The sequence below is a fragment of the Frankia torreyi genome (assembly GCF_000948395.1).
Classification (GTDB): Bacteria; Actinomycetota; Actinomycetes; order Frankiales; family Frankiaceae; genus Frankia; species Frankia torreyi.
Genome location: NZ_JYFN01000028.1, coordinates 1 through 23,972 on the forward strand (window position 1 = coordinate 1; position 23,972 = coordinate 23,972).

Below are 23,972 nucleotides of genomic sequence, written 5' to 3' on the forward strand. Positions count from 1 at the left end.
GCTCGCCCACCCACTCACCCTGCATGATCACAACACTGGCGTCGACCACCACACCAGAACCCGGACCCGCAAGATTTTCAGTGGTCTCCTAGACGAATGCGGCGATCGCCCGCGCGGGCGGCGCGCACCGCCCGGCGCCCCCGACCGGGCCGGTACCACCGCCGGTACGGGCCGGTGCCACCGGCCCGGTCGAGAAAGGGGGCTCAGGTCTCGCGGCAGCGGCTCACTCGTGCCGGCGGCCGCTCAGTCGAGGAAGGCGGTGAGCAGCAGCCAGGCGACGGGGGCGGTGCACAGCAACGAGTCCAGGCGGTCCATCACGCCGCCGTGACCAGGCAGCAGATTACTCATGTCCTTGATGCCGATGTCCCGCTTGAGCAGCGACTCGCCCAGGTCTCCGATCGTCGCCGTGCAGGCGGTCGCGAGGCCGATCAGGATCCCCTGCCACGCATGTGCTCCCAGCGGCCAGGCCAGCAGGATCCCCGCCACCAGCACGCAGCCCACCGCGGAGCCCGCGAACCCCTCCCACGACTTACCAGGGGACACGCTCGGGGCCATCTTGTGGCGCCCCCCGGAGAGGACCCCCGCGGTGTAGCCGCCGACGTCGCTGGCCACGACTGTGGCCAGGAAGGCGAGGACCCGCCAGCTACCGTCGGATGGTTCGGTCAGCAACGCCGCGAACCCCGCCGGGAAACCGACGTATCCGGCGACGAAGGCGATGCCGCCCACATCCCGGACCAGCCCCTCGGCTGGCCCGGCGGCTCGCACCGCAACGCCGGCGCCGACGGTGGCGGCGAGCGTCAACAGCAGGCCGGTCGTCCCCTCGACATAGGCCACCGCCGGCATCGCGAGCGCCCCGGCGACCAGCGGCACGGGTGGCACCCGCACTCCGGTGAGCCAGACCGCTCGGATCACCTCCCAGGTGCCCAGGGCGACGGCAACGCTGATGACGCCGACGAACGCCGCCCGCACGGTGAACAGCGGGATGAGAATGATCGCGCCGAGCAGGACGCCGACCGCGATCGCGGCCGGCAGGTTGCGGCCGGCGCGGGAACGGCGCGGTGGGGCCACAGCGGGCCCGGGACCGCCGGCAGCGGCCCCGGTCGCTTCGGCGCTTCCGGATGGCCCGCCGTCAACCACGGCGCGGCCGTCGACTGCCGTCATGGATGCCTGTATCTCGACTATCTCGACAGAGGCGGACAGGAGCGGCACGCATGCCCCGCCGTCGCCCTTCCCACGCCACCGCGATCATCTGGCTCGCATTGCAGGGTGGGCGGGCCGCATCGGCTCCGGGGGCGACGATGATCAGACCGACAGCAGGTCCGCTTCTTTGAGGCGGAGGAGCTCGTCCACCTGCCCGACGTAACGGTGGGTCGCCTCGTCGAGGTCCTTTTCGGCGCGCCGGCCCTCGTCCTCGCCGGCGTCTCCGTCCCGGACGATGCGGTCGATCCCGTCCTTGGCGTGACGCCGGACGTTGCGGATGCTGACCCGGGCCTCCTCCGCCTTGGAGCGGGCGACCTTGACCAAGTCACGCCGCCGCTGCTCGGACAGCTCCGGGAAGACGATGCGGATGATCGTGCCGTCGTTGCTCGGGTTGACCCCGAGGTCGGAGTCGCGCACCGCCTTCTCGATCGAGGGCAGCGACGACTTGTCGTACGGGGTGATGATCACCATGCGCGGCTCGGGGATGTGAAAGGACGCGAGCTGCTGCACCGGCGTCGGCGCGCCGTAGTAGTCCACGAGGATCTTGGAGAAGACCGCGGGCGTGATGCGGCCGGTGCGGATGTTCGCGAAGTCCTCCTTGGCGACCGAGACGGCCTTCTCCATCTTCTCCTCGGCATCGAGAAGTGTGTCGTCGATCACCGCGTTTCCTTCCGTCCACTCTGACTCGCCGGCATCCGTCCGGCTCCAACAGCAGCCTCCCTGCCGGCCGCTCTCCGGACACGGCCGCCTTCCGACCCGCGGAATGACACGTGCTGCCCGTGGGCGCCAGGGCCCCGGCCCCGTCGATGATCGCACAGCCGTGGCAAGCAGTGTCCCGCACGAAGTCGCCCCCACGGAGCCCGGGGGGACGCGCCACGCCGAACATGTCGAACCGTCGTGGTGCCGCCCCGATACGTGACACCGGGGCATCGTCGCGGCGACCCCCGGCGAACACGAAACAGGCGGGCGGCCACTGTCCGCCCGCCGTCCCGTGAACCTGCGCTCAGGCCTGCCGGATGTTGAACCGGGAGAACCGGCCGACCTCGATCTTCTCGCCAAGCGAGGCGCCCGCCTGGTCGAGCAGGGCTCGAATGGTCACCTTGCCATCCTTCACCCACGGCTGGTCCAGCAGCACGCTGCTCTTGACGTAGCCGTTGACCCGACCGTCGACGATCTTCGCAATCGCCTGCTCGGGCTTGCCCTCCTCGCGGGCGGCAGCCTCGTAGATCTTGCGCTCGGCCTCGAGCACCTCGTTGGGGATCTGGTCCGCGGTGACGTACAGCGGGTCCGCGGCCGCGATGTGCTGGGCGAGGTCACGGGCGAGCTGCTTGAAATCGTCGGTCTTCGCCACGAAGTCCGTCTCGCAGCGCAGCTCGACGAGCACCCCGAGGGTCGGGGGCAACTGCGGGTCCGTCCGGTGCAGGTAGGACTCGACCAGGCCGTTGGCGGCGCTGCGCGTCGCGCGCTTGGCGACCTGTGCCTTGCCCTTCTCCCGCAGCCAGGACTTCGCCTTCTCGACGTCGCCGTCGTTGTCGACCAGCGCCTTCTTGACGTCGCTCATCCCAGCTCCGGTGAGCTCCCGAAGCTTGCGAATGTCGGCGGCTGTGATGTCTGCCATGGTGCTCTTCTCGTCGGTGTCCGTCGGAATGCTGTCGTTGTCCTAGAGGCGTGGCGCGGCACGAGGGCTACCGGCGAGCCGGGCGTCGCCGTCGGTACCCCGCCGCCCTCGGACCCGCCGACCGGGGCACCACGGGCCCTCAGGTCGGCAGGCTCCCCGCGTCAGCGGTCCTGCGCCGCCTGCCCTGACCGCCACGAGCGCCCGCTGCGGGGTGGCCGCAACCGATGCCGGCCGCCGGGCGGCGCGCACCGGGCGCCACGGAGGCCCGGTGCGCGGGGCGACGCGAGGTCGTCAGACCGCCGTGCCGACCGCTGCGTCGGGCTGGGTCTCGGCGGCGGCGGCGGCCGGTGCCGGCTCCTCGGCGGGCTGCTCCTCGCTCGCCGCGGGCGCGGGCGCGGTGCCCTCGCCGCGCAGCAGCGCCTGCTCCCACTCGGCCAGCGGCTCTTCACCGGCGGACTGCTCGGGCTTGGCGTCGGCGGCCTTCGAGGCACCGGCCCGGGCCATGAGGCCATCCGCGACGGCGTCGGCGACCACGCGGGTCAGCAGCGCCGCGCTGCGGATCGCATCGTCGTTGCCGGGAATCGGGTAGTCGACCTCGTCGGGGTCGCAGTTCGTGTCGAGGATCGCCACGACCGGGATGCCCAGCTTGCGCGCCTCGCCGACCGCGATGTGCTCCTTCTTCGTATCCACCACCCACACCGCGCTCGGCACCCGGCTCATGTCCCGGATGCCGCCGAGGGTGCGCTCCAGCTTCGCCTTCTCCCGGGTCAGCACGAGCTGCTCCTTCTTCGTGCGGACCTCGGTACCGCCGGTCACCTCGATCTCCTCGAGCTCCTTGAGCCGCTGGAGACGCTTGTAGACGGTCGAGAAGTTGGTCAGCATGCCGCCGAGCCAGCGCTCCTTGACGTAGGGCATGCCCACCCGGGCGGCCTGCTCTTCGATGGCCTCCTGGGCCTGCTTCTTCGTCCCGATGAACAGCACCGTGCCACCGTGCGCCACCGTCTCCTTGACGAAGTCGTAGGCGCGGTCGATGTACGAAAGAGTCTGCTGCAGGTCGATGATGTAGATGCCGTTACGCTCAGTGAAGATGTACCGCTTCATCTTCGGGTTCCAGCGCTTGGTCTGGTGCCCGAAATGCACGCCGCTCTCGAGCAGCTGCTTCATGGTGACGACGGCCATGGCGCGTCGCTCCTCTCCGTCCGGCCGCGGCCGGACGCCTCGGTTGTGACGGCGCCGTCTGACGACGGCTGCCCCTGACGCCCGGAGTGGTCGTGGCCGTCGCGATGCGGCGGACCGAGGAGACCCTTCCGACGGCCTCGTGGAGACCCTCGGAAGCGGGCGTGCGAACTGAGCCCGCGATGCGGGCCCTGCGGACGATGATACCCGGACCCACGCTGCGGCCCAGCGGAAAACCCGCCCACCCCGCCCCATCAAGATCGTGTGCTACTGCAGCATGCCCGCCGGCGGGATCATCCTTCGCCGATCTCCGCCGCGGCAGGCGGACGGACCGCGACGACCGCGCAGCAGGCCGATCCGCAGGTCGACAACTCACCCGAGATCAACGCCGAAGCAAGTTATCCACAGTCGGAAACTTTGGACTACCCAACGAGAGCAAAACACCGCACCGTGGAACCGGCCGATCCGCCGCTCTCGCGGACCGGCCAAGCGGCGGCCGGACCGTCGCCCCGGACGCCACCCGGCCGCCGCGCCTCCCTCGACCCCGGAGGTTGGGACCGCCATGCCCAGACTGCCCCGCTTCGATCCGCTCTGGCTCGTCATCCCGGCGATCGCGCTGCTGATCGCCGTCGGCTGGCCCACCAGAGTTCCGATCAACCCGCGTGGGAGCGGGCCGCCCGCCACCATCACCGCGCGCACCGCCGACCCGGCCGACCCGCTGCCAGGCACGGAGCTGGATGACGGCCTCGGGACCGGTCCGCGAGACGGGGCGGTCCCGAACGACACGATCGGCCAGGCTCTGGCGGCGGCACCAGAACCCGTCGCCGCCACGACCCGAGCGCCCGTCCCAGGCGCGGGGGTCACCGTCGCACCCCCACGTCCGACCACGTCGCCTGGCGCGTCCTCCGCCCGAGCGGTCCCCGCCGTGCCGGGCACAACGACACCGGCACCCAGCGCGTCCCTGCCCACCCGCGACGCCGCCTCCGGGCCGGGCCCGGGAGATCCGTCCTCCATCCACCGACCCCCCGAGCCGGGTTCGACCCGGCCCGGGGATCCTCGGCGACCGGCCCTGTCCCCGCCGGTCGCCGACCCGCCGGGCGGTGGCGCGCGGGCGCCACGCCGCGCACCACCGCCCGGCGCTTCCGACCGACTCGCCGCCGCGGCGGAGCCCGCCACCACAGAAGGCGTTCCGCCGCTGCGATGGCCGCTGCCGGGTCCGGTGGCGGTGAGCCGAGCTTTCCAACGCCCGGCGACGCCCTTCGGCCCCGGCCACCGTGGCGTCGATCTGCGGGGTTCGCCGGCCGGATCCGTGCTCGCGGCAGCCGCCGGAACTGTGAGCTTCGCAGGTCCCGTGGCGGGACGGGGAGTGGTCACCATCGATCATGGGATGGTCCGGACGACCTACGAACCCCTGCGGCCCGCCGTCCACGCGGGCGCCGTCGTCCGCGCGGGCGACCTGCTCGGCTGGCTCACCGACGGCCACCCCGGCTGCCCCACGACGACATGCCTGCACTGGGGGCTGTTGCGCGGCGTGGAGTACCTCGATCCCCTGAGTTCGTTCCGGCGTGTTCCGCCTCGGCTCCTACCCCTTCGCCCCGGATGACCGACGACAGTCGACAGTCCGGAGCGAGTCACGCCCGCGGGTGCGCCTGGTCGAAGGCCGCACGGAGTCGCTCCGGGGTCACATGCGTGTAGATCTGTGTGGTGGCCAGGTTGGCGTGGCCGAGAAACTCCTGGACAGAGCGGAGATCCGCGCCTCCCTCGAGCATGTGCGTCGCCGCCGAGTGGCGCAGTCCGTGCGGCGTCAGCCCCGTGGGAACGATGCCCAACTCCACACAACGCGCCAGGACTCGCCGCACCGTGCGTGGATCGAGCCGGCCCCCGAGCTGCCCCAGCATCAGAGCCGACCCGCTGCGGGGTACGGCCAGGAGCGGGCGGCCCGAGGTCCGCCACGCCCGCAGCGCCCTGGCCGCGGGCACACCGAACGGAACGCTGCGCTCCCGGCCGCCCTTGCCGCGTACCCGCAGCAGCCGCCGCTCGTCGTCGATGTCCCCGAGGTCCAGTCCGCACAGCTCGGACACCCGGACCCCGCTGCCATAGAGCAGTTCGAACATCAGCGCGTCACGCAGGCCGAGAGCCCTTCGCACGGCTGCGTCGTCATCGCGACCCGGTCGTGCACCGGTGAAGTGCCGTACCTGTTCGGCGGACTGATCGCCCGGCGCCTGGCCCGGCCCGGACACCGCATCAAGGAGCTGGCGCGCAGCGGCAGCAGTCAGAACCTGCGGCACCTGCCGGATCGCGCGCGCACCGACCAGCCGGGCGGCCACGTCGGTCGCCAGGAATCCGCGGCGGACCGCATAGGCCGAGAACACTCGGGCAAGCGAGGCACGCCGCGCACGTGTCGCCGGAGCCGCACCGGCGGCGCGCATGGCGGCCAACCAACTGCGCAGAACCGTCAGATCCAGGTCGGCGAGCTCCGGGCGCCCCTCCCGCTCCGCGTGCGCCCGCAGACTCGCCAGATCGGCGACGTAGGCACGAACCGTCTCCGGCGACCGGTCAAGCTCCGCGACGAGGTGGCGCCGGAAGCCGGCGATCGCCGCGGCCCAGCCCACTTCGGCGCCTTCGACCACCGCCGGCCTCGGAGCAGGGCACGCGCTCGCCGTCCGGGCTCCCCCGGGGGCCGGATCCACCCGGCCACGCTCAGGACCACGATCGCGGTGCGATGCCATGCGAGGACCGTCTCCGGACCTGGTCGCCGCGTCAAGACCCCGTCGACGGCGGACGTTGTGCTGCGTGGCGTCGCGGGCAGGCGACGGATTCGGCTCGACTGCCTCGGCTCGACTGCCTCGGCTACCCGGGCGATCCCCGAAGGGAGACCCCGCCGGATCGGACCACGTCCGGACGGGGTCTCCGCTCAGCTTCGGCGAGACCGGGACCGGGCGTTGGACGGCGCCCGGCCGAGCGGGGTCAGCCGGTAACCGTTGGGGACGCTCTCGACCAGCCCCTCCACGGTCAGCGGCCCCAGCATGGCCAGCACCTCCTCCGGGCGCAGCCCGGTCCGCTGGGACAACACCGACACGCCGACCGCCGCGCGGGAAGGCATGGCATCGAGCAGATCACGCACCATCGCGGACAGTTCGTCGCGAGGCCCGACGGCCNTCGGTGGGCGCGCAGCGAACCGGCCCACGGCCGCGATCTCCTCACTGATGTCCTCGGCCCCGGTGACCAGCACGGTCTGTTCCCGGAAGTCGCGGAGCAACCGGTGGCACCCGGCGCTCATCGCGCTGGTGACAGGCCCGGGTACGGCCATCACCTGGCGGCCGAGGCGACGGGCGTGGGCGACCGTGTTGAGCGCGCCGCTGCGAAGGCCCGCCTCAACCAGCACGGTCCCGCGGCACAACGCGGCGATCACCCGATTCCGGGTCAGGAAGCGCCGACGGAAGGGTGGGGTACCGGGCGAGACCTCGCTGACGACGGCGCCCGTGCGACCGATCTCGGCCAGCAGCTCCACATGAGCGGCCGGATACGGCACGTCGACGCCGCCGGCGAGGACAGCGACGGTCGGTCCGGCCGCGGCCAGCGCGCCGCGGTGCGCCGCCGCGTCGATCCCGAACGCCGCCCCCGACACGATCGCCCAGCCCTGCTCCGCCATCGTGAAGGCGATCTCGCCGGCGAGATGCAGACCGTAGCTCGTCGCGGCGCGGCAACCCACCAGGGCGACCGCCCGCGACGCGAGCTCTCGCAGGTCACCGGGCCCCCGCACCCACAGGCACAGGGGTGCGCCGATCGCGGAACCGTCGCCCTCGTCACGCAGGCGATCCAGCGCGTCGAGCTCGATCGGCCATTCGGGATCCTGCGGGCACACCAGCCGGGCACCGACCCGCGACGCAGCGTCCAGGTCGCGCAGGGGATCCACCCCGGGGTGCGCCGACCGCACCTCGGCCCACACCCGAGCGGCACCACGCCGCCCCACCTCGACGGCCACGCGCTGATGTTCGGGTCCGAACACCCGGGTCAGCGCGATCCGGGCGAGTCGCTCCGGGTCCGTCTCCACCACGCCGGCGGGCATCGCTGTCACCGGGATGACGCCCTCGGTCGGCTCCCCGCCGCCCGGCTCGGGCAACACAGATCCGAGATCGGCCCCACTCGCCGCCGACCGCAGGGGGGCCACCCCCGGTGCGGGCAGGCCGGTCCCGGGCTCGGGCGGCTCAGAAGGCGCAACGGGCACGCTCATGCCGCCCATCCGGGCAACCTCAGGTCCAGCGCGGCGCCGAACTGTTCCGGTCCGGGCGATGCCCGCCCGGCGAGGTCGGCGAAGGTCCAGGCCAGACGGTGGACACGGTCAAGGCCACGGGCAGTGAGCAGGCCCGCGTCGAAGGCCCGCTCGGCCACCGCGGTGACCTTCGTGGGCAGCGGCCAGAGCCTGCGCAGCGCCGGACCGGGCACCTCCGCGTTGACCCGCCATGGGGTGCCCGCCAGCCGGCTGCGGGCAAGTTCCCTGGCTGCCGCCACCCGGGCGGCAACCTGCGTCGAGGTGGCCGAGCGTCCCAGATCTGCCTTGAGCTCGGCCCGGCTGGGAGCGCTCAGGGCCACCTGGATGTCGATCCGGTCCAGCAGTGGGCCGGAGAGGCGGGCGAGGTAGCGCCGACGCACCAGGCTCGGACACTCACAGCCCGTCGCCCGCGGCCCACGCGCCCTCGCGCAGGGGCACGGGTTGGCGGCGAGGACGAGCTGGAACCGCGCCGGAAACCGGGCTGTCGCCCGGGCTCTGGCCACCTCGATCGTGCCGCTCTCCAGCGGCTGGCGCAGGGCGTCGAGACTCTGCCGATTGAACTCGGGGGCTTCGTCCAGGAAAAGAATCCCGCGATGGGCCTGGCTGGCCAACCCCGGACGAATGACCGCCGAGCCCGACCCGACCAACGCCGCCGGGGTCGCGCTGTGATGCGGGCTGCGGTAGGGCGGGCGGGTGACGAGGGGAGCGTTCGACGGTAGCAGGCCGGCCACCGAGTGCACTGCCGTCACCTCCAGCGAGGCGTCGATGTCGAGCATGGGCAGCAGGCCGGGCAGCCGGTCGGCCAGCATCGTCTTCCCGCTGCCGGGCGGCCCCTGCATGAACAGGTGGTGGCCGCCCGCCGCGGCGACCTCGACGGCGAGCCGACCCCGGGTCTGGCCGGCCACGTCCGCCAGGTCCAGGCTCGACGCCTCGGCCGGGGCGGGTGCAGCGAGCGGCGGCGCCGCCACTTCCGGCGCGGCGGCATCCCCGCGCAGGACTGCCAGCACGCCGGCCAGATCTATGGCCGGTTCGACACGGGCGCCGGGCACCAGCGCCGCCTCGGCCGCGTTGGCCGCCGGGACCACCACGCACTCGACGCCCACAGCGGCCGCCTTGAGCACTGCTGGCAACACTCCTCTCACCGCGCGCACACGACCGTCCAGAGCCAGCTCGCCGATGAACACCCGACGCAGCAGGGACTCGGGCGGAACCACCGCGGCGGCGCTGAGCACGGCAACCGCCATCGCCAGATCGAAGCCGCTGCCCGCCTTCGGCAGGGTGGCGGGAAACAGGCCAAGGGTGATCCGACGGGCCGGCCATTTCTGGCCGGAGTTGACCACCGCGGCACGGATCCGGTCGCGCGACTCGTGCAGGGCAGCGTCGGGCAGGCCGATGAGAGTCAGACGCGGCAGGCCGTCGGCAAGATCCGCCTCGACCTCGACCAGATGTCCCTCGACCCCGAGGACCGCGACTGCTCGGGCCCGGGCGAGCGCCATCAGAACGCACCCCGAAGATGCTCGACGCGGACCGGGCCGATCGGCGGACGCGACACCAGCACCACGTCGAAACGCACAGGAGAGGGTTCGTGCGGGTGCTCCGCGAGCCAGCGGGCGGCCAACCGGCGGATCCGGGCCGCCTTCCGACCGACCACCGCTTCCGCGGCAGACCCAAAGCGCGTCCCGGATCGGGTCTTGACCTCGCAGAACACCAGATCAGCCCCGTCCCGGAGCACGAGATCGAGTTCGCCCTCCCGGCAGCGCCAGTTGCGGTCGAGGATCGCCGCGCCCCCCGCAGCCAGATGCCGGGACGCGACCTCCTCTCCGAACCGACCCAGTGCGTCCTTCGCGCGCATCGCCACGCTCCCGTCCGCCGGGGGACGTGCGCCCGCCGGCCTGTTTCAGCGTCGGCGTTGCGGGCGAAAACAACCAGGAGCCTTGATCAAGATGTGGATGACGGACTTTATCCACAGGTGGGCCGCAGGCAGACGGTACCGTCGGGTACGGGTCAGCGGGCCCTGGCGGAGGTGGGCGGCCGGTGAACGAAGCGCCTCGGCCGGAGCGCCGCTTCCATGACCGCCAAGGCTAGAGCGGAGTCGAGGCAGAGCGCTGGTAGCGCCGGCGAGGGCCTGCGACCAAGGGCGGAGCGTCAGAGCTCGGCCTTGGTCAGCTCCTCCACATTGATGTCCTTGAACGTCACGACCCGGACATTCTTCACAAAGCGCGCGGGCCGGAACATGTCCCACACCCAGGCATCCCGCAGGGTCAACTCGAAGAAGACCTCACCGTCCGTGCTGTTCCTGACCTCGATCTGATATTCGTTGGCGAGGTAGAACCGGCGTTCGGTCTCGATGACGTACGAGAACAGCCCCACCACGTCGCGGTACTCGCGGTAGAGCTGGAGCTCCATCTCGGTCTCGTACTTCTCGAGATCTTCCGCGCTCATGCGGTCTCCGTGACGCCGTGCAGGCTGGTCGCAAGCACTCTGTCCTCCAGCCGCAATGATCGGGCTTCCCTCGTCGGCATCGCGTGCGCAGCCACGTTGACGTACGACTTCCGGTGCTCGTCACACGGTCCGTACCGCGCCAGCGCCGCCGCGTGGGCCGCGGTGACGTATCCCTTGTGCTGCGCGAAATCGTACTCGGCATAGCGCGTGTGCAACGCACGCATGATCCGGTCCCTCGTCACCTTCGCCACGATCGAGGCCGCCGCGATGCACGCGGCTACCCGATCCCCCTTCACGACCGCCAACGATTCCGTACCGAAGCCGGCGACCGCAAACCCGTCCGTGAGTACGTAGCCCGGCCGACGCCCCAGCCGCGCGACGGCACGTCGCATGCCGGTGATGTTGGCCACGTGTACTCCGGTCCGGTCGATCTCCGCCGCGGGGATCACCACCGTGGACCAGGCCGCGGCCGATCGCATGACCTCGTCGAAGAGGCCCTCCCGGACCTGCTCGGTCAGCAGCTTGGAGTCCGCCAGCCGAGGCGATAGCCGGCGCCTGCCATCAGGGCCCAGCACCACCGCGGCCACGACCAGAGGACCGGCGCAGGCGCCACGACCCGCCTCGTCGACTCCGGCGACCGGACCCAGCCCACAACGCACCAACGCCCGCTCATAACCGAACAGACCGGCGTCGCGCCGGATCACGACCCCGCGCGGCCTCATGGGGATCCGCGTCGCGGCGGGACCGAACTCCCCGCGATGACGGGCGGTCCATGACGGCGCCGCGCCCGCCAGGCCGGCGGGGCCAGTGCGACGATCGCCACCAGAGAGGTGTCGTCCGTCGCCGGCAGGCCCGCCCCGGGTTGGGCCGCCCCCACGCCCGATGTGTCCGACGCCGCAGGTATCGTGCGCGTCGGCGTCGCGCGAGGAGCGACCGACGCGGCGGGTATCCCACTGAAGGTGTCCGGCACGCCCAGGAAACCGAACCGACTCAGCGGCCAGACCCGGACGAAGGCACGCCCCACCACCTTGTCCTTCGGGATCGGTCCGTTCTGACGGGCATCGGACGACGCCCCCCGGTGATCGCCCATCACCCACAGATAGCCCGCGGGCACCTTCAGCGGACCGAAACGCTGGTAGTCGTTCTGATACACATACGGCTCGTCCAGCGGATGGCCGTTGACCGTCACCCGGCCCTCCGCGTCGCAACACGCGACCGTGTCGCCGCCGACCCCGATGACCCGCTTGATGAAATCGGTTTCACTCGGGGCCCCGAGGCCGAGCAGGTTCTGCGCACCCCGGACGAACTTGCTGAAGACATTGGTGGGCTTGGGAACGATCGACTCCTGATGGTCGAAACCCGTCCCCTTGCCGTTGAACACGACGATCTCGCCCCGATGCACGTCACGAAAATGGTAGACGACCTTGTTGACCAGCACACGGTCGTCGACCAGCAGGGTGCGTTCCATCGACTCTGACGGGATCCAGAAAGCCTGGACCAGCAGCGCCTTGATCAGCAGCGCCAGCAGAAAAGCGACCAGAACGAGCACGGGCAGCTCGCGCAGGAACGAGCCCCGACCCCGGACTCCCGATCCGGGTCGACCGACTCGGCGACCACTGCCTCGCTCGTCCGGTCCCGCAGCCGGCGCCCCGCCCGCGCCGTCGAGTGCGGCCGGGCCGCCGACATCGCCACGGGCCTCCGCGGAGTCAGCAGTCCAGTCGGACCGTTCGTCGGCGGAATCGTTATCACTCCGCGGAGGTGAAACCCGCGGCGGCCCCTCGGATGTGGGACCGACCCATCGCGGATCGCCGACAGGCCGGCTGCCTCCTGCGTCTCCCGGCGGCGGACGATGCCCACCCGGACTGGATGCGTTCACTCCGCCACCTCGCTGGATCGACCGTCTGACCTCATCGGACCGGTCGACGTGCCACCAGCCGCCCCGTGCGACGTCGTTGCGGACCGTGCCGCCCATCTTCGTCCACGAACGGGGCCAACACGCGCACGGAGTACCGGCAAGTCGCCGACGATTGGTCCGGGCGGGGCACTGGGCGACGAGGACGTCAGCGCGAGATCGGCTCCCGCTTCTCCTTGATCTTCGCGGCCTTGCCGCGGAGCTCCCGCAAGTAGTACAGCTTCGCCCGGCGAACGTCACCGCGGGTCACGATCTCGATCTTGGACACGATCGGGCTGTGCAGCGGGAAGGTGCGCTCGACGCCGACGCCGAAGCTCACCTTCCGGACGGTGAAGGTCTCCCGCACTCCGCCACCCTGCCGACGGATGACGGCACCCTGGAAAACCTGGATGCGCTGACGGTTTCCTTCGACGACCCGCACGTGGACCTTGAGGGTGTCGCCCGGCCAGAACTCGGGCACGTCGGTCCTCAGCGACTCGGCGTCGAGGCTGTCCAGGGTGTGCATGGCAGTCGCTTCCTGAAGAGGTTGAGAGTGGATCGTCCGCGCCCTCGGCCCACGACCGCGGCGAACAACCCATGGCCGAGCCCGACCCGGACCCGTGCATCGGCAGGCTCCACCGCGGAGACGTCCCGCAGGGATCATTCGACCTGAGGCCACCCGAGCCGGTCACGAACCGGCGGACACTGCATTGTACTGTGCCACACGAGCGGGCGACTCCGACCGTGCATCCCAGGGCCGCCACACGCCCCGTCAGGCAGCCGCACGCCCGTCGGCGCAGAGGACACAACACGACGACGGCCCGCGATGACCGCCAGGCGTGGCCGTCGGGACCGAACCCAGGCTCCACGTGGCACACGCCCCACCGACCCTGAAGATCACAGCTGGTCCGGCGAATCCATGGCCGAACCGCGCCCAGCCGCGGACTCGCCCTCCGGGGCCGCCCCGGATGCGGTCGCGGCGTGCTGCTGTACTTCGGCCGCCACGGCTTCGAGGACGGCACGGTCAGCGTCGGACAACTCGGCGTGCTCCACCAGATCCGGCCTCCGCAGCAGGGTGCGGCGAAGCGCCTGCGCCCGCCGCCACCGGGCCACGGCCGCGTGATCCCCGGATCGCAGGACCGCCGGTACCTCGGCGCCCCGCCAGACCTGCGGACGCGTGTACACCGGTGCCTCGAGCAGACCGTCGGAAAACGAATCGTCAGCCGCCGACGCGCTGTTACCGAGCACTCCCGGCAGGAGACGGGCGACCGCCTCGAGGATGACCAACGTGGCGACCTCGCCGCCGGCCAGCACGTAGTCACCGATCGAGATCTCGTCATCCGCCCAGGTATCGATCACCCTGGAGTCGATGCCCTCGTAACGACCGCAGCAGAACACCAGCCACGGCTCCCGTGCGAGCTCCTCCGCGTGACGCTGCGAGAACGGCCGGCCCGCCGGGGTCGGCACGACGACCCGCGGGCGGCGTGCCGGGTCCGATGCCGCGATCTCCAACAGCGCCGCGTCCCATGGTTCGGGACGCATCACCATTCCGGGACCACCGCCGTAGGGAGCGTCGTCGACCGTCCTGTGCACGTCGCTGGTCCACGCCCGCAGGTCATGGGTGCGGACGTCGAGGGTCCCACGCTCCTGGGCCCGGCCCACCAAGGACAGGCGCAACGGCTCCAGGTACGCGGGAAAGATGGTCACGACGTCGGCGCGCATCGGCAGCTCCCGGAGCATCGGGATCGGCCCCGAACCAGGAGTCGCCCGCAATGGTGGATCATCGCCGACCGGGCCGGAGCGGAATCAGTCGAGATCAAGCAGACCAGGCGGTGGATCGACGACGATCCGACCCGCAGCCGGATCCACAGTCGGGACGATCTCCCGCACGAACGGAACGAGATGCTCGCCCCCGCCCGGACGCCCGACGGCGAGCAGGTCGCCCGCCGGCGCATGGATGACGTCCGTCACCCGCCCCAGCGGGGCACCGGCCGTCGTGACCGCTTCCAGGCCGACGAGGTCACGGTCCCACCACGTGTCGCCGGCTTCGCCCTCGGCGTCCTCGTCGTCGTCCACCGGTGGTCCGGCCTCGGCGGGGTCGATGGTCAGCAGGACGTCGCGAAGGGCCTCCGCGGCACCCCGATCCTCGACTCCCTCAAAGCGGAGCAGGAGACGGCCCGAATGCCAGCGGGCCACGGCGACCGTGAGGGGGGCACCGCCGCCCTCACGCCCGAGCACCGCACCCAGCGCAAACCGACGCTGCGGCACATCCGTCCGTACCTCGATCGTGACGTCGCCTCGAACACCATGCGGTCGGCCGATCCGGCCGACGACGATCGGCTCAGTCACGGAGGTGGGCGGCGGGTGGACCGGTGGCATCGCCAGGCCGACGAGTGTCAGCGGTCCACATCGACGACATCGATCCGCAGTCCACGGCCGCCAACGCCGCCCATGACCGTGCGCAGAGCACGGGCTGTGCGGCCCCGCCGACCGATGACCTTCCCGAGGTCGTCGGGATGCACCCGCACTTCCAGGGTCCGGCCGCGCCGACCGTTGTTGAGATCCACGCGGACGTCGTCAGGATGGTCAACGATGCCCCGCACGAGATGCTCGAGGGCCGCTTCCAGCACCTACTGCCCCGCGGCGGTCGGCGCGTCCGCGGCCGGTGCGTCCGCACCATCCGCCGACGCGGCCTTCTTGGCCTTCTTCGGAGTGGTCGCCGGACGGTCCTCGGCGCCCGCAGCGGCCCGCGCCGCCGCCTGGAAGATCTCCCGCTTGTCGGCCTTCGGCTCGGCGACCTTCATGGGCGGCGGGGCCGGCAGGTTCTTGAACTTCTGCCAGTCACCGGTGACCTTGAGGATCGCGAGGACCGGCTCGGTGGGCTGAGCCCCGACCGACAGCCAGTGCTGAGCCCGCTCGGCATCGACCTTGATGATGCTCGGGTCGGACTTCGGGTGGTACTGCCCGATGGCCTCGATGACCCGGCCGTCCCGCTTGGTGCGGGCGTCGGCCACGACGATGCGGTAATGCGGCTCGCGCATCTTGCCGAGACGCTGCAATTTAATCTTGGTTGCCACGGTGGTCGAACGGCTCCAGACGTGTCGGTGACCGCCGGACCCCGGAGGTACGGGAGGTCCGACGGTGGGAAAGCACCAGCGCCGGAACAACCACTCGAATCACTCTCGTACAGCACGAGATCGGAGGGCAGCCACACCGACGCTGGCAGGCAGGGCCTGCACTAGAGCTTACAGTCTGCCAGACCGCGGCCGTCAGCCGCGCACCCGGGAGAGCGCGGACTCGTCAGGCGGGACCACGCCTGTCAGCGACCGCCGCGCGGACCTCCGGGCGGCATCCCGCCAAGGCCCTCCTGCTGGCGCATGAGAGCCGCCAGATCCGGCATACCGTCCGGGAACCCAGGCCCCTTGCCGAGACGCTCCTGCGCCGCGGACTTCTGCGCCTTGGCCTGCGCCGCCCGCGCCGCCGGGTTTCCCTTGCGGTTCGCGCCCTTCCCCTTCTTGGCGGCCTTACGGGCGGAGGCGGCCTTCGCCCGGGCCATCCCGCCGGGCAGCCCCATTCCACCCGCCATCTGCCGCATCACCTTGCGGGCCTCGGCGAAGCGGTCGAGCAGCTGGTTGACCTCGGTAACCGTGACACCGGACCCGCGGGCCACGCGCGCCTTACGAGAGGCCTGAAGGATCCTGGGATCACGCCGCTCCCCCGGCGTCATCGACCGGATGATGGCGACCACCCGGTCGACGTCGCGGTCATCGACCTGGGCGAGCTGCTCCTTCATCTGCCCCATGCCGGGCAGCATGCCGAGCAGGTTGCCGATCGGACCCATCTTGCGGACCGTGAGCATCTGGTCGAGGAAGTCCTCGAGCGTGAACTCCGAGGCCGCCATCTTCGCGGCCATCGCCTCGGCCTGCTCGGCCTCGAACGCCTTCTCAGCCTGCTCGATCAGGGTGAGAACGTCACCCATCCCGAGGATCCGCGACGCCATCCGCTCCGGATGAAAGACGTCGAAGTCGTCGAGGGCCTCGCCGGTGGAGGCGAACATGATCGGGCGCCCGGTCACCTGGGCGACCGACAGCGCCGCGCCGCCGCGGGCGTCACCGTCGAGCTTGGTCAGCACGACGCCGCTGAACCCGACCCCGTCGGCAAAGGCGTTGGCCGTGGCTACGGCGTCCTGACCGATCATGGCGTCGAGGACGAAGAGAATCTCGTCCGGCGAGACGGCGTCACGGATATCCGCGGCCTGACGCATCAACTCCTCGTCGACGCCGAGCCGGCCAGCCGTGTCGACGACGACGACGTCGAAGACCTGGCGGCGGGCGTGGGCCAGCGCGTCGCGAGCCACTCGGACCGGATCCCCGACCCCGTTGCCGGGTTCGGGGGCGAAGACCTCGACGCCGGCGCGCGCCCCCACCACCTGGAGCTGGTTGACCGCATTGGGGCGCTGCAGGTCGGCCGCGACCAGCAGTGGGGTGTGCCCCTGCGCCTTCAGCCACCGCCCCAGCTTGCCTGCGAGGGTGGTCTTGCCCGTGCCCTGCAGGCCGGCAAGGAGGATCACGGTAGGCGGCGTCTTGGCGAACCGCAGAGTCGTCGTGCCGCCACCGAGGATGGCGACGAGCTCCTCATTGACGATCTTGATGACCTGCTGGGCCGGATTCAGCGAGGCGCCGACCTCGGCCCCCCGCGCCCGGCTCTTGATCGCCGCGACGAAACTGCGGACCACGGGAAGCGCGACGTCCGCCTCCAGCAGCGCCACCCGGATCTCCCGTGCCGTGGCGTCGATGTCCGCATCGGTCAGGCGCCCCCGACCACGCAGCGACGTGAAGACCTTGTCGAGGCGGCTGGAAAGGGTGTCGAACACGCGCACACACTCCGAGATCGCAGGCGGACCGCAGGCACCAGCGTACGCACCCGACGACGAGGACAACACACCCCGCGTCCGAACACCCCACGTCCGAACACCCCACGCCCGATCGTCCGGTGCCCGATCGTCCGGTGCCCGATCACCCGATCACCCGGTGATGGATGGCCACTCGCCCTACGCGGGCTCTGGTCCGGCTGGGCGCACAGGCGGACAGGCCGGCGCTGCCGATCACCCCGCAACCATGCGCGGCCCGGCGAGGCATACCCGCACGGACGCCGACCTGGTCTCGTACCGGCCGGATCCGCCCTCTGCGCTGAGGACGGCGAGACGCCTCGCCGGACGCTCACCCCCCAGCCGGAAACTCGCCGAGGACGATCGTCGCGGCTTACCGAGGAGCCTCCCGGCTCCACTCAGCGATGAAGCCTAGATCACATTCGGAGCGACGGGAAGACCTTGACGTGTGACACTCCGTGGTCTCCGTGCACCGCAGGAGCCGAGGGGTGCTCGGTCCGTCAGACCGGCTCGCCGAGCAGGGCGTCGACGAAGGCCTCGGGCTCGAAGGGAGCAAGGTCGTCTGGTCCCTCGCCCAGGCCGATCAGCTTGACCGGCACGCCGAGCTCGCGCTGCACAGCGATGACGATCCCGCCCTTCGCCGTGCCGTCGAGCTTCGTCAGCACGACGCCGGACAACTCCACCGCCTCGGTGAACACCCGGGCCTGGACCAGCGCGTTCTGCCCGGTGGTGGCGTCCAGCACCAGCAGGACCTCGTCGACGGGACCGTGCTTGCCGATCACCCGCTTGATCTTCGCCAACTCGTCCATCAGGCCGGTCTTCGTATGCAGGCGGCCGGCGGTGTCGATCAGCACGGTGTCGGCGGCCGAATCGATGCCCTGCTTCACCGCGTCGAAGGCGACCGAGGCCGGGTCACCGCCCTCGGCCCCACGGACGGTCACGGCACCGACCCGCTCGCCCCAGGTCTGCAGCTGATCCGCAGCCGCCGCCCGGAACGTGTCGGCCGCGCCAAGCACCACCGTTCGGCCCTCGGCCACCAGCAGCCGCGCGATCTTGCCGCAGGTCGTGGTCTTTCCGGTGCCATTGACCCCGACGACGAGGACGACGGCCGGACGATCCGGCACCGACGTCCGCAGCGAACGATCGGTCGCCGTGCCGACCTGGGCGAGTAGTTCGTCGCGCAGCATCGCCCGCGCCTGGGTCGGGGTACTGGCGCCGAGCACCTTGGTGCGTTCACGCAGCGCTGCTACCAGCTCACCAGTAGCCGCCACGCCGACGTCGGCGACGAGCAGGGTCGCCTCCACGTCCTCCCACGTCTCCTCGTCGAGATTGTCGCCCGACAGCAGGGAGAGCAGGCCGCGGCCGAGTGCATTCTGCGAGCGGGACAGGCGTAGGCGCAGTCGCACCAACCGGCCGGCCGCCGGGGCCGGCGTCTCCGCCGGGGGCCGCTGCTGCGGCGGAACCGAGGGCGCGAGGTTCGTGTCCGCCGGTCCCGCGGTTGCGGCGTCCCCGACCACCGGCACGCCGGTCGTGTCCCCCAGGGGCGGCGCGGTCCTGGACGCGGCGGGCAGGCCGACGTCGTCGATCGTCCGGGTCGCCGAATCGCGAGGCGCCTCGGCATCGTCACCGACGCCGGGAGACAGGTCGGTGTCGGACCGGCCGCCCCTTCCGACGGCCCTGCGGGGGCGCCGCCGCACGGCGCTGCCCACCACGAGTCCCATGGTGGCCAGTGCGACGACGGCGATGACGACGATCAGGATGAGGAGCTCCACCCCCCGATCCTGACAGATGGCCGGGGGTGCCCGGGGTGCTCACCCACCCCCGGCACCCACCCGGGCCGGGTCAGACAGCCGCCCGTTCCCGCAACCGCTGGCTGATCACGGTCGTGACTCCGTCACCACGCATCGCCACGCCGTACAGGGCGTCGGCGATCTCCATAGTCCGCTTCTGGTGGGTAATGATGATCAGTTGGGACTTCTGCCGCAGCCCCTCGATGGCGTTCAGCAACCGGCCGAGGTTGCGATCGTCCAGGGCCGCCTCGACCTCATCGAGAACGTAGAACGGTGACGGACGGGCCCGGAAGATCGCCAGCAGTAGCGCGAGTGCGGTCAGCGATCGCTCCCCACCCGACAGCAGTGACAGCCGCTTGACCTTCTTGCCCGGCGGGCGTGCCTCGACCTCGATCCCGGTGGTCAGCATGTCGTCGGGGTCGGTGAGCACCAGGCGGCCCTCGCCACCGGGGAAGAGGGTGGCGAAGACCACCTCGAACTCCCGGGCGGTGTCGGCGAAGGCTGCGGCGAACACCTCACGCACCCGGACGTCGACCTCCTCGACCACGAGCAGCAGGTCCCGCCGTGTGCTCTTGATGTCGTCGAGCTGCGCCGACAGGAACGCCGCCCGCTCCTGCAGGGCAGCGAACTCCTCCAGCGCAAGCGGGTTGATCCGGCCGAGGCGGGCCAGCTGCTTCTCCGCGGTGGCGGCCCTGGCGTTCTGCTCGGCCCGGTCGAACGGCGCCGGCGTACCGTCCGGGTCGTCGGGCGGGACCGGCACCTGTGGCCCGAACTCGGCCACGAGGTCCTCGGCGCCGATCCCGAACTCCTCCATCGCCTTGGTCTCGAGCGTCTCCGCCCGCAGCCGCTTCTCCGCGCGGGCCAGTTCGTCGCGGTGCGCCGCATCCCGAAGCGCCGCAACCTCGGTGGCAAGTGCCCGCGTCTGCTCACGCACGGCGGTCAGGTCCGACTCGGTCGCGCGGCGCAGGGCTTCGGCCTCCGCACGCTCGGCCGCAGCACGGGCCAACGAACGGTCCAACCGATCCAGGGTCACCTGGGTGGCGTCCCCGAGTGCCGCCGCGACCACAGCCTGCCGCTCGCGCACCTCCCTCCGGCGGGCGGCGGCGGCCCGGGCCGCTCGTTCGCTCGCCGCGGCCCGGATCAGCCCGTCCGCTCGACCCTGCAGGCCGCGCACCCGTTCCTCGCTGGTCCGCACGGCCAGCCGGGCCTCTACCTCGGCGGCACGCACGGCCGAGGTAGCGGTGACCAGCCGATCCCGCTCGGCCGGCGTCGGCTCGTCGATCTCCGGCTGCGCCGAGGTTGCGGCGAGGGCGGTCTCCAGCTCGGTCAGCGCGCCGTAGGCCCGGTCCCTGGCCGTCTCCGCGCGGCCGCGAACGGCCTCGAGCCGGGCCACCTCCGAGCCCGCACCGCCCTTCGCCCGCTCAAGCTGTGCGACCTGCTCGGACAACGCTCGATACCGGGCGTCGGCCCCGTGCAGGGCGGCCAGCGCCGCGTCGATGGCCGAACGGGTCCGCGCCACCTCGGCTCTGGCCGGCTCGAAGGACTCGTGGGCCGACTCGGCCCGTCGGGCCGCCTCCACCACTCCGGCCTGCGCCTCGTCGGCCGCCGCGCGCAGCTCGATCGCCGACGGCGGATGTGCGCTGCCCCCGATCGACGCTGCGGGACCGAGGACATCGCCGGACCTCGTGACAGTCCGCAGATCAGGCCGAGACCGGACGGCGAGCTCGGCGGCGGCCAGATCGTCGACGACGATGGTGCGTTCGAGCAGCGACACCAGCGCGAAACGGAAACGGTCGTCGACAATCTCCACCAGGGCCAGGGCGGGGACGCAGCCCTCGGGGAGCGGGCCGGCCACGTCGCCGACCGGCTCGTCCGCCTCGCCGCGGCCCCGGCCGGTGCGCTGCCATCCGCCGACGCCCTCGGCATCGCCTGCGGTCCCGCTCCCATCTCCCATGGTCCCGGCGATCACCACCGCAGCTCGGCCGGCATCGGCCTGCCGCAGCCAGGCGAACGCGGTCAGTACCTCGGTCGGCGTGGCGACCAACAGCGCGTCGGCCGCCGGCCCCAGCGCCGCAGCCACCGCTACCTCGGCTCCCGGCCGCACGGTCACAACGTCGGACAGCCGGCCCAGGGGCGCAAAAGAGGGGTCCAGGGGCGGGAGTTCGGGCCGGCCCCTGTCGGCCGAGGCGGAGTCCTTCATCGCACCTGATCGGTGCCGACGGCTACCGGGTCCGCCCCTTTTCCCGCCGGACGACCTCGCGGGCGACCCATCACCCGATGACACGCCATCGTGAGCCCGCTCGGCGCCGTCTCGCGGGCCGCCCGCGTTGCCCGGCGGCTCGCCCTGAGGAACCCGCGCCCGCGCGACGGCCTCGAGCAGAGCCGCCACGCCGTCGGCTGGCACGAGCGAAAGCTGGAGAGCATCACGGCGCGCCGTCCAGGACGCCCGGTCCCGCTCGGCCGCACGCTCCTGTGCCCGCAGCGTCTCCAGGCGGTCGGTCGCACTGGCATGCACCGCCACCGCGGTGCGGTGCCGTTCGGCGAGTTCCTCTCGAGCGCCCTCCATCTGGGTGAGTTCCGTCTCCAGCGCGGTCCGGGATTGGGCGGCCTCCGCATCGCGCTCCCGTGCGGCCGTCAGCGCCTCCGTCGTCCGCGCGATCTCCTCTTCCGCGCCGCTCGCCCTCGACCGCGCGGCCTCGANCTGGCCGGCGAGCCGAGCGATCTCCTCGCGCCGGGAGGACGCGGCGCGGGCCGCGGCGATCAGCTCTCGTTCCTCGTGTGCCAGCGCTGCCTCGAGGTCCGCCCGCCTGATGACCACCTCCTCGAGCAGCTCGCGATCGCGTTCCAACCGCTCGGTGAGCGCGATCTCCTGCTCCCGGACCGCGATCGCCTCCTGCTCGAGCTCCTCTGGATCACGGCGACCCCGTAGCTCATCGGATCCGATCCGCAGCAGCCGGGCTCGCTCAGTCGCCAGCGAGCGGGTTCCCAGCAACCGCTCCCGCAGGGAGGCCATCGCGTACCAGGTCTCCTGCGCCGCGGCCGCACGAGGGACGACGGCGGCAAGCTCCGCCTGGAGCTGCGCTTCACGCTGCGCCGTGGCGCGTTGCGCCGTCTCCGAGTCGGTGAGACGTCGCCGCAGCGCCTCCTCGTCCACGACGTCTGAGGCGATCGCGGTCCGCGCAGAGTGCAGATCGTCCGCAAGCAGCCGAAGTCGGGCGTCCCTGAGCGAGGCCTGGATGACTCCGGCCTTTCGCGCGATCTCCGCCTGCCGGCCGAGCGGACCTAGCTGCCGACGTAGCTCCGCGGACAGGTCGCTGAGTCGGGTGAGGTTCGCCGACATCGCCTCAAGCTTGCGCAGCGCCTTCTCCTTGCGCTTGCGGTGCTTGAGAACGCCGGCGGCCTCCTCGATGAACGCACGGCGATCTTCGGGGCGCGCGTGCAGCACGGCGTCGAGCTGGCCCTGGCCCACGATCACGTGCAACTCGCGGCCGATCCCCGAGTCGCTCATGAGCTCCTGGATGTCGAGGAGCCGGCATCCCGTGCCGTTGATCGTGTATTCGCTCTCCCCGCTGCGAAACATGAGACGGCCGACGGTCACCTCGGTGTACTCAATCGGCAACGCGCCGTCGGAGTTGTCGATCGTGAGCAGCACCTCGGCCCGACCAAGCGCCGGGCGTGCGGGTGTGCCCGCAAAGATGACGTCCGACATGGTGCCGCCCCGCAACGCCTTGGCGCCCTGCTCCCCAAGCACCCAGGCGATGGCATCGACCACATTGCTCTTACCGGACCCATTCGGGCCTACCACACAGGTAATTCCGGGCTCGAGATGCAAGGAGGTCGAGCTCGCAAAGGACTTGAAGCCCCGCAGGGTCAGGCTCTTGAGGTGCACCGGTCTCCGGAGCGGTGAGGAGGGCTCGCCGGACTGGTGACGGATAGCCGGGAGCAGCCGACGGTGGGATAGACCCATCCTATCGAGCGACACAAAGCACGCATGCAGCTACACTCCGCAGTCGCGCTCCGAAATAGGGCCTGCGGAGTCGGAGAAGTAACCTGTCTCGCCAGGATTCCGGCAAGACCGACACTGCAATCCCAGCCCCGAACGGGGACGGAACATCGCAGCACTCCGGGTCACGCTAGGAGTACACTCCCGAACGACGACCCTGATGTCGCGACGGCCGCCCCCGACCAAGCGACGCCTCAATTACAGTATGTAGCCAATTACGCACACACTTAAGGCCCGAAAATCGCTTAAGCTGGGCGGAGTCAGTACGAAGGGGCGTTCCTCACAGGAAACGCCCCGATAGCCGACCTTGCGGTTCAGGTGTACGCCGGCTCGGCGTCGAGTGCCCGGACATCCTCCGGTACGTCGACACCTCCGACCAGTGCCTCGTTGACCTCGCGTACTCGAGTCAGTTCAGCCTCAAGTTCCGCAACTCGAGCACGGAGCCGGCGCACCTCGTAGGAGAGACGCAGGTCGCTGCCGGAACCGACGTGGCCGAAAAGGGCCTTCGCCATAGTGATGGTCCTCCACGATGAGTGACCTAGTGGGTGTCGGACAACACAAGATCCGAACAGATCAGAGTGCGCCCCAAACAATGGCTCTAGAGTCCCACGCCGAGTGACCGAAAGTCAAGAGCATGCCACATGCCCCCCGACTGATCCGGTGAACACGCAAAAACTTGACGGTCATCCTG

Annotated in this window: 21 protein-coding genes and 2 pseudogenes; 1 reads left to right on the top strand and 22 read right to left on the bottom strand. The window is 71.2% G+C overall.

The features are described 5' to 3' along the window. Positions 1 to 243: 243 nt before the first annotated feature. From FF36_RS17565 to rpsB, 4 genes are all read right to left on the bottom strand, one after another. Positions 244 to 1,068, bottom strand: a complete 825-nt coding sequence (locus FF36_RS17565) for a phosphatidate cytidylyltransferase (RefSeq protein WP_370657107.1) — start codon at positions 1,066 to 1,068, stop codon at positions 244 to 246. 234 nt (positions 1,069 to 1,302) lie between these two features. Next, a complete protein-coding gene (gene frr, locus FF36_RS17570) occupies positions 1,303 to 1,860 on the bottom strand; it encodes a ribosome recycling factor (RefSeq protein ID WP_044886193.1) in 558 nt (185 codons plus the stop codon). Positions 1,861 to 2,203: 343 nt separating this feature from the next. Beyond that, the gene (locus tag FF36_RS17575) at positions 2,204 to 2,818 is read right to left on the bottom strand and encodes a translation elongation factor Ts (protein WP_044886194.1); all 615 of its coding nucleotides are present in this window, start codon (positions 2,816 to 2,818) and stop codon (positions 2,204 to 2,206) included. Positions 2,819 to 3,109: 291 nt separating this feature from the next. After that, positions 3,110 to 3,997, bottom strand: a complete 888-nt coding sequence (gene rpsB, locus FF36_RS17580) for a 30S ribosomal protein S2 (RefSeq protein WP_044886195.1) — start codon at positions 3,995 to 3,997, stop codon at positions 3,110 to 3,112. A gap of 559 nt (positions 3,998 to 4,556) precedes the next feature. Here rpsB and FF36_RS34280 point away from each other — a divergent pair. Further along, on the top strand, positions 4,557 to 5,597 hold the full coding sequence (locus FF36_RS34280; protein ID WP_044886196.1) for a murein hydrolase activator EnvC family protein: 1,041 nt from the start codon (positions 4,557 to 4,559) through the stop codon (positions 5,595 to 5,597). 28 nt (positions 5,598 to 5,625) lie between these two features. On the opposite strand, the gene FF36_RS17590 is transcribed toward FF36_RS34280, so the two are convergent. From FF36_RS17590 to FF36_RS17665, 18 genes and pseudogenes are all read right to left on the bottom strand, one after another. Next, the gene (locus FF36_RS17590) at positions 5,626 to 6,723 is read right to left on the bottom strand and encodes a tyrosine recombinase XerC (RefSeq protein WP_052681199.1); all 1,098 of its coding nucleotides are present in this window, start codon (positions 6,721 to 6,723) and stop codon (positions 5,626 to 5,628) included. Between the two features lie 185 nt (positions 6,724 to 6,908). Then, positions 6,909 to 7,152, bottom strand: a 244-nt coding sequence (locus FF36_RS38250; protein WP_479686788.1) for a DprA-like winged helix domain-containing protein, incomplete at its 5' end; no start/stop codon positions are given. A 1-nt stretch (position 7,153) separates the two neighbouring features. Further along, positions 7,154 to 8,237, bottom strand: a pseudogene (gene dprA, locus FF36_RS17595) (DNA-processing protein DprA); the annotation flags it as partial. Next, positions 8,225 to 9,763, bottom strand: a complete 1,539-nt coding sequence (locus tag FF36_RS17600; protein WP_044886198.1) for a YifB family Mg chelatase-like AAA ATPase — start codon at positions 9,761 to 9,763, stop codon at positions 8,225 to 8,227. The gene FF36_RS17600 and the pseudogene dprA, both read right to left, overlap by 13 nt. Beyond that, complete coding sequence (locus FF36_RS17605) at positions 9,763 to 10,119, bottom strand: YraN family protein (protein ID WP_044886245.1); 357 nt, start codon at positions 10,117 to 10,119, stop codon at positions 9,763 to 9,765. The genes FF36_RS17600 and FF36_RS17605 overlap by 1 nt, the downstream gene beginning before the upstream one ends. 293 nt (positions 10,120 to 10,412) lie before the next feature. Beyond that, entirely contained in the window at positions 10,413 to 10,709 is a 297-nt protein-coding gene (locus FF36_RS17610) for a DUF2469 domain-containing protein (protein ID WP_009742334.1), read from the bottom strand. Next, a complete protein-coding gene (locus FF36_RS17615) occupies positions 10,706 to 11,431 on the bottom strand; it encodes a ribonuclease HII (protein WP_044886199.1) in 726 nt (241 codons plus the stop codon). Before FF36_RS17615 ends, FF36_RS17610 begins: the two co-directional genes overlap by 4 nt. Further along, positions 11,428 to 12,258, bottom strand: a complete 831-nt coding sequence (lepB, locus tag FF36_RS17620) for a signal peptidase I (protein WP_370657106.1) — start codon at positions 12,256 to 12,258, stop codon at positions 11,428 to 11,430. The genes FF36_RS17615 and lepB overlap by 4 nt, the downstream gene beginning before the upstream one ends. 511 nt (positions 12,259 to 12,769) lie before the next feature. After that, positions 12,770 to 13,126: a 50S ribosomal protein L19 gene (rplS, locus tag FF36_RS17625; RefSeq protein ID WP_044886201.1), complete on the bottom strand. Its 357-nt coding sequence runs from the start codon at positions 13,124 to 13,126 to the stop codon at positions 12,770 to 12,772. A 371-nt stretch (positions 13,127 to 13,497) separates the two neighbouring features. Further along, a complete protein-coding gene (gene trmD / locus FF36_RS17630) occupies positions 13,498 to 14,322 on the bottom strand; it encodes a tRNA (guanosine(37)-N1)-methyltransferase TrmD (RefSeq protein ID WP_044886246.1) in 825 nt (274 codons plus the stop codon). An 84-nt stretch (positions 14,323 to 14,406) separates the two neighbouring features. Beyond that, on the bottom strand, positions 14,407 to 14,949 hold the full coding sequence (gene rimM / locus FF36_RS17635; RefSeq protein WP_044886247.1) for a ribosome maturation factor RimM: 543 nt from the start codon (positions 14,947 to 14,949) through the stop codon (positions 14,407 to 14,409). A 47-nt stretch (positions 14,950 to 14,996) separates the two neighbouring features. After that, positions 14,997 to 15,230, bottom strand: coding sequence for an RNA-binding protein (locus FF36_RS17640; protein ID WP_009742328.1), 234 nt, complete (start codon positions 15,228 to 15,230; stop codon positions 14,997 to 14,999). After that, positions 15,231 to 15,677 carry a 30S ribosomal protein S16 gene (gene rpsP, locus FF36_RS17645; RefSeq protein WP_011606864.1) on the bottom strand — a complete coding sequence of 149 codons (447 nt, stop codon included), beginning with the start codon at positions 15,675 to 15,677 and terminating at the stop codon, positions 15,231 to 15,233. Between the two features lie 242 nt (positions 15,678 to 15,919). Then, on the bottom strand, positions 15,920 to 17,473 hold the full coding sequence (gene ffh, locus FF36_RS17650) for a signal recognition particle protein (RefSeq protein WP_044886248.1): 1,554 nt from the start codon (positions 17,471 to 17,473) through the stop codon (positions 15,920 to 15,922). Between the two features lie 515 nt (positions 17,474 to 17,988). After that, positions 17,989 to 19,260, bottom strand: a complete 1,272-nt coding sequence (gene ftsY, locus FF36_RS17655; protein WP_044886202.1) for a signal recognition particle-docking protein FtsY — start codon at positions 19,258 to 19,260, stop codon at positions 17,989 to 17,991. A gap of 70 nt (positions 19,261 to 19,330) precedes the next feature. After that, positions 19,331 to 21,978, bottom strand: a 2,648-nt coding sequence (locus tag FF36_RS17660; RefSeq protein ID WP_242422583.1) for an AAA family ATPase, incomplete at its 5' end; no start/stop codon positions are given. Position 21,979: 1 nt separating this feature from the next. Then, positions 21,980 to 23,167, bottom strand: a pseudogene (locus tag FF36_RS38255) (chromosome segregation SMC family protein); the annotation flags it as partial. Positions 23,168 to 23,595: 428 nt separating this feature from the next. Beyond that, entirely contained in the window at positions 23,596 to 23,793 is a 198-nt protein-coding gene (locus tag FF36_RS17665) for a hypothetical protein (protein ID WP_044886204.1), read from the bottom strand. Positions 23,794 to 23,972 lie beyond the last annotated feature (179 nt).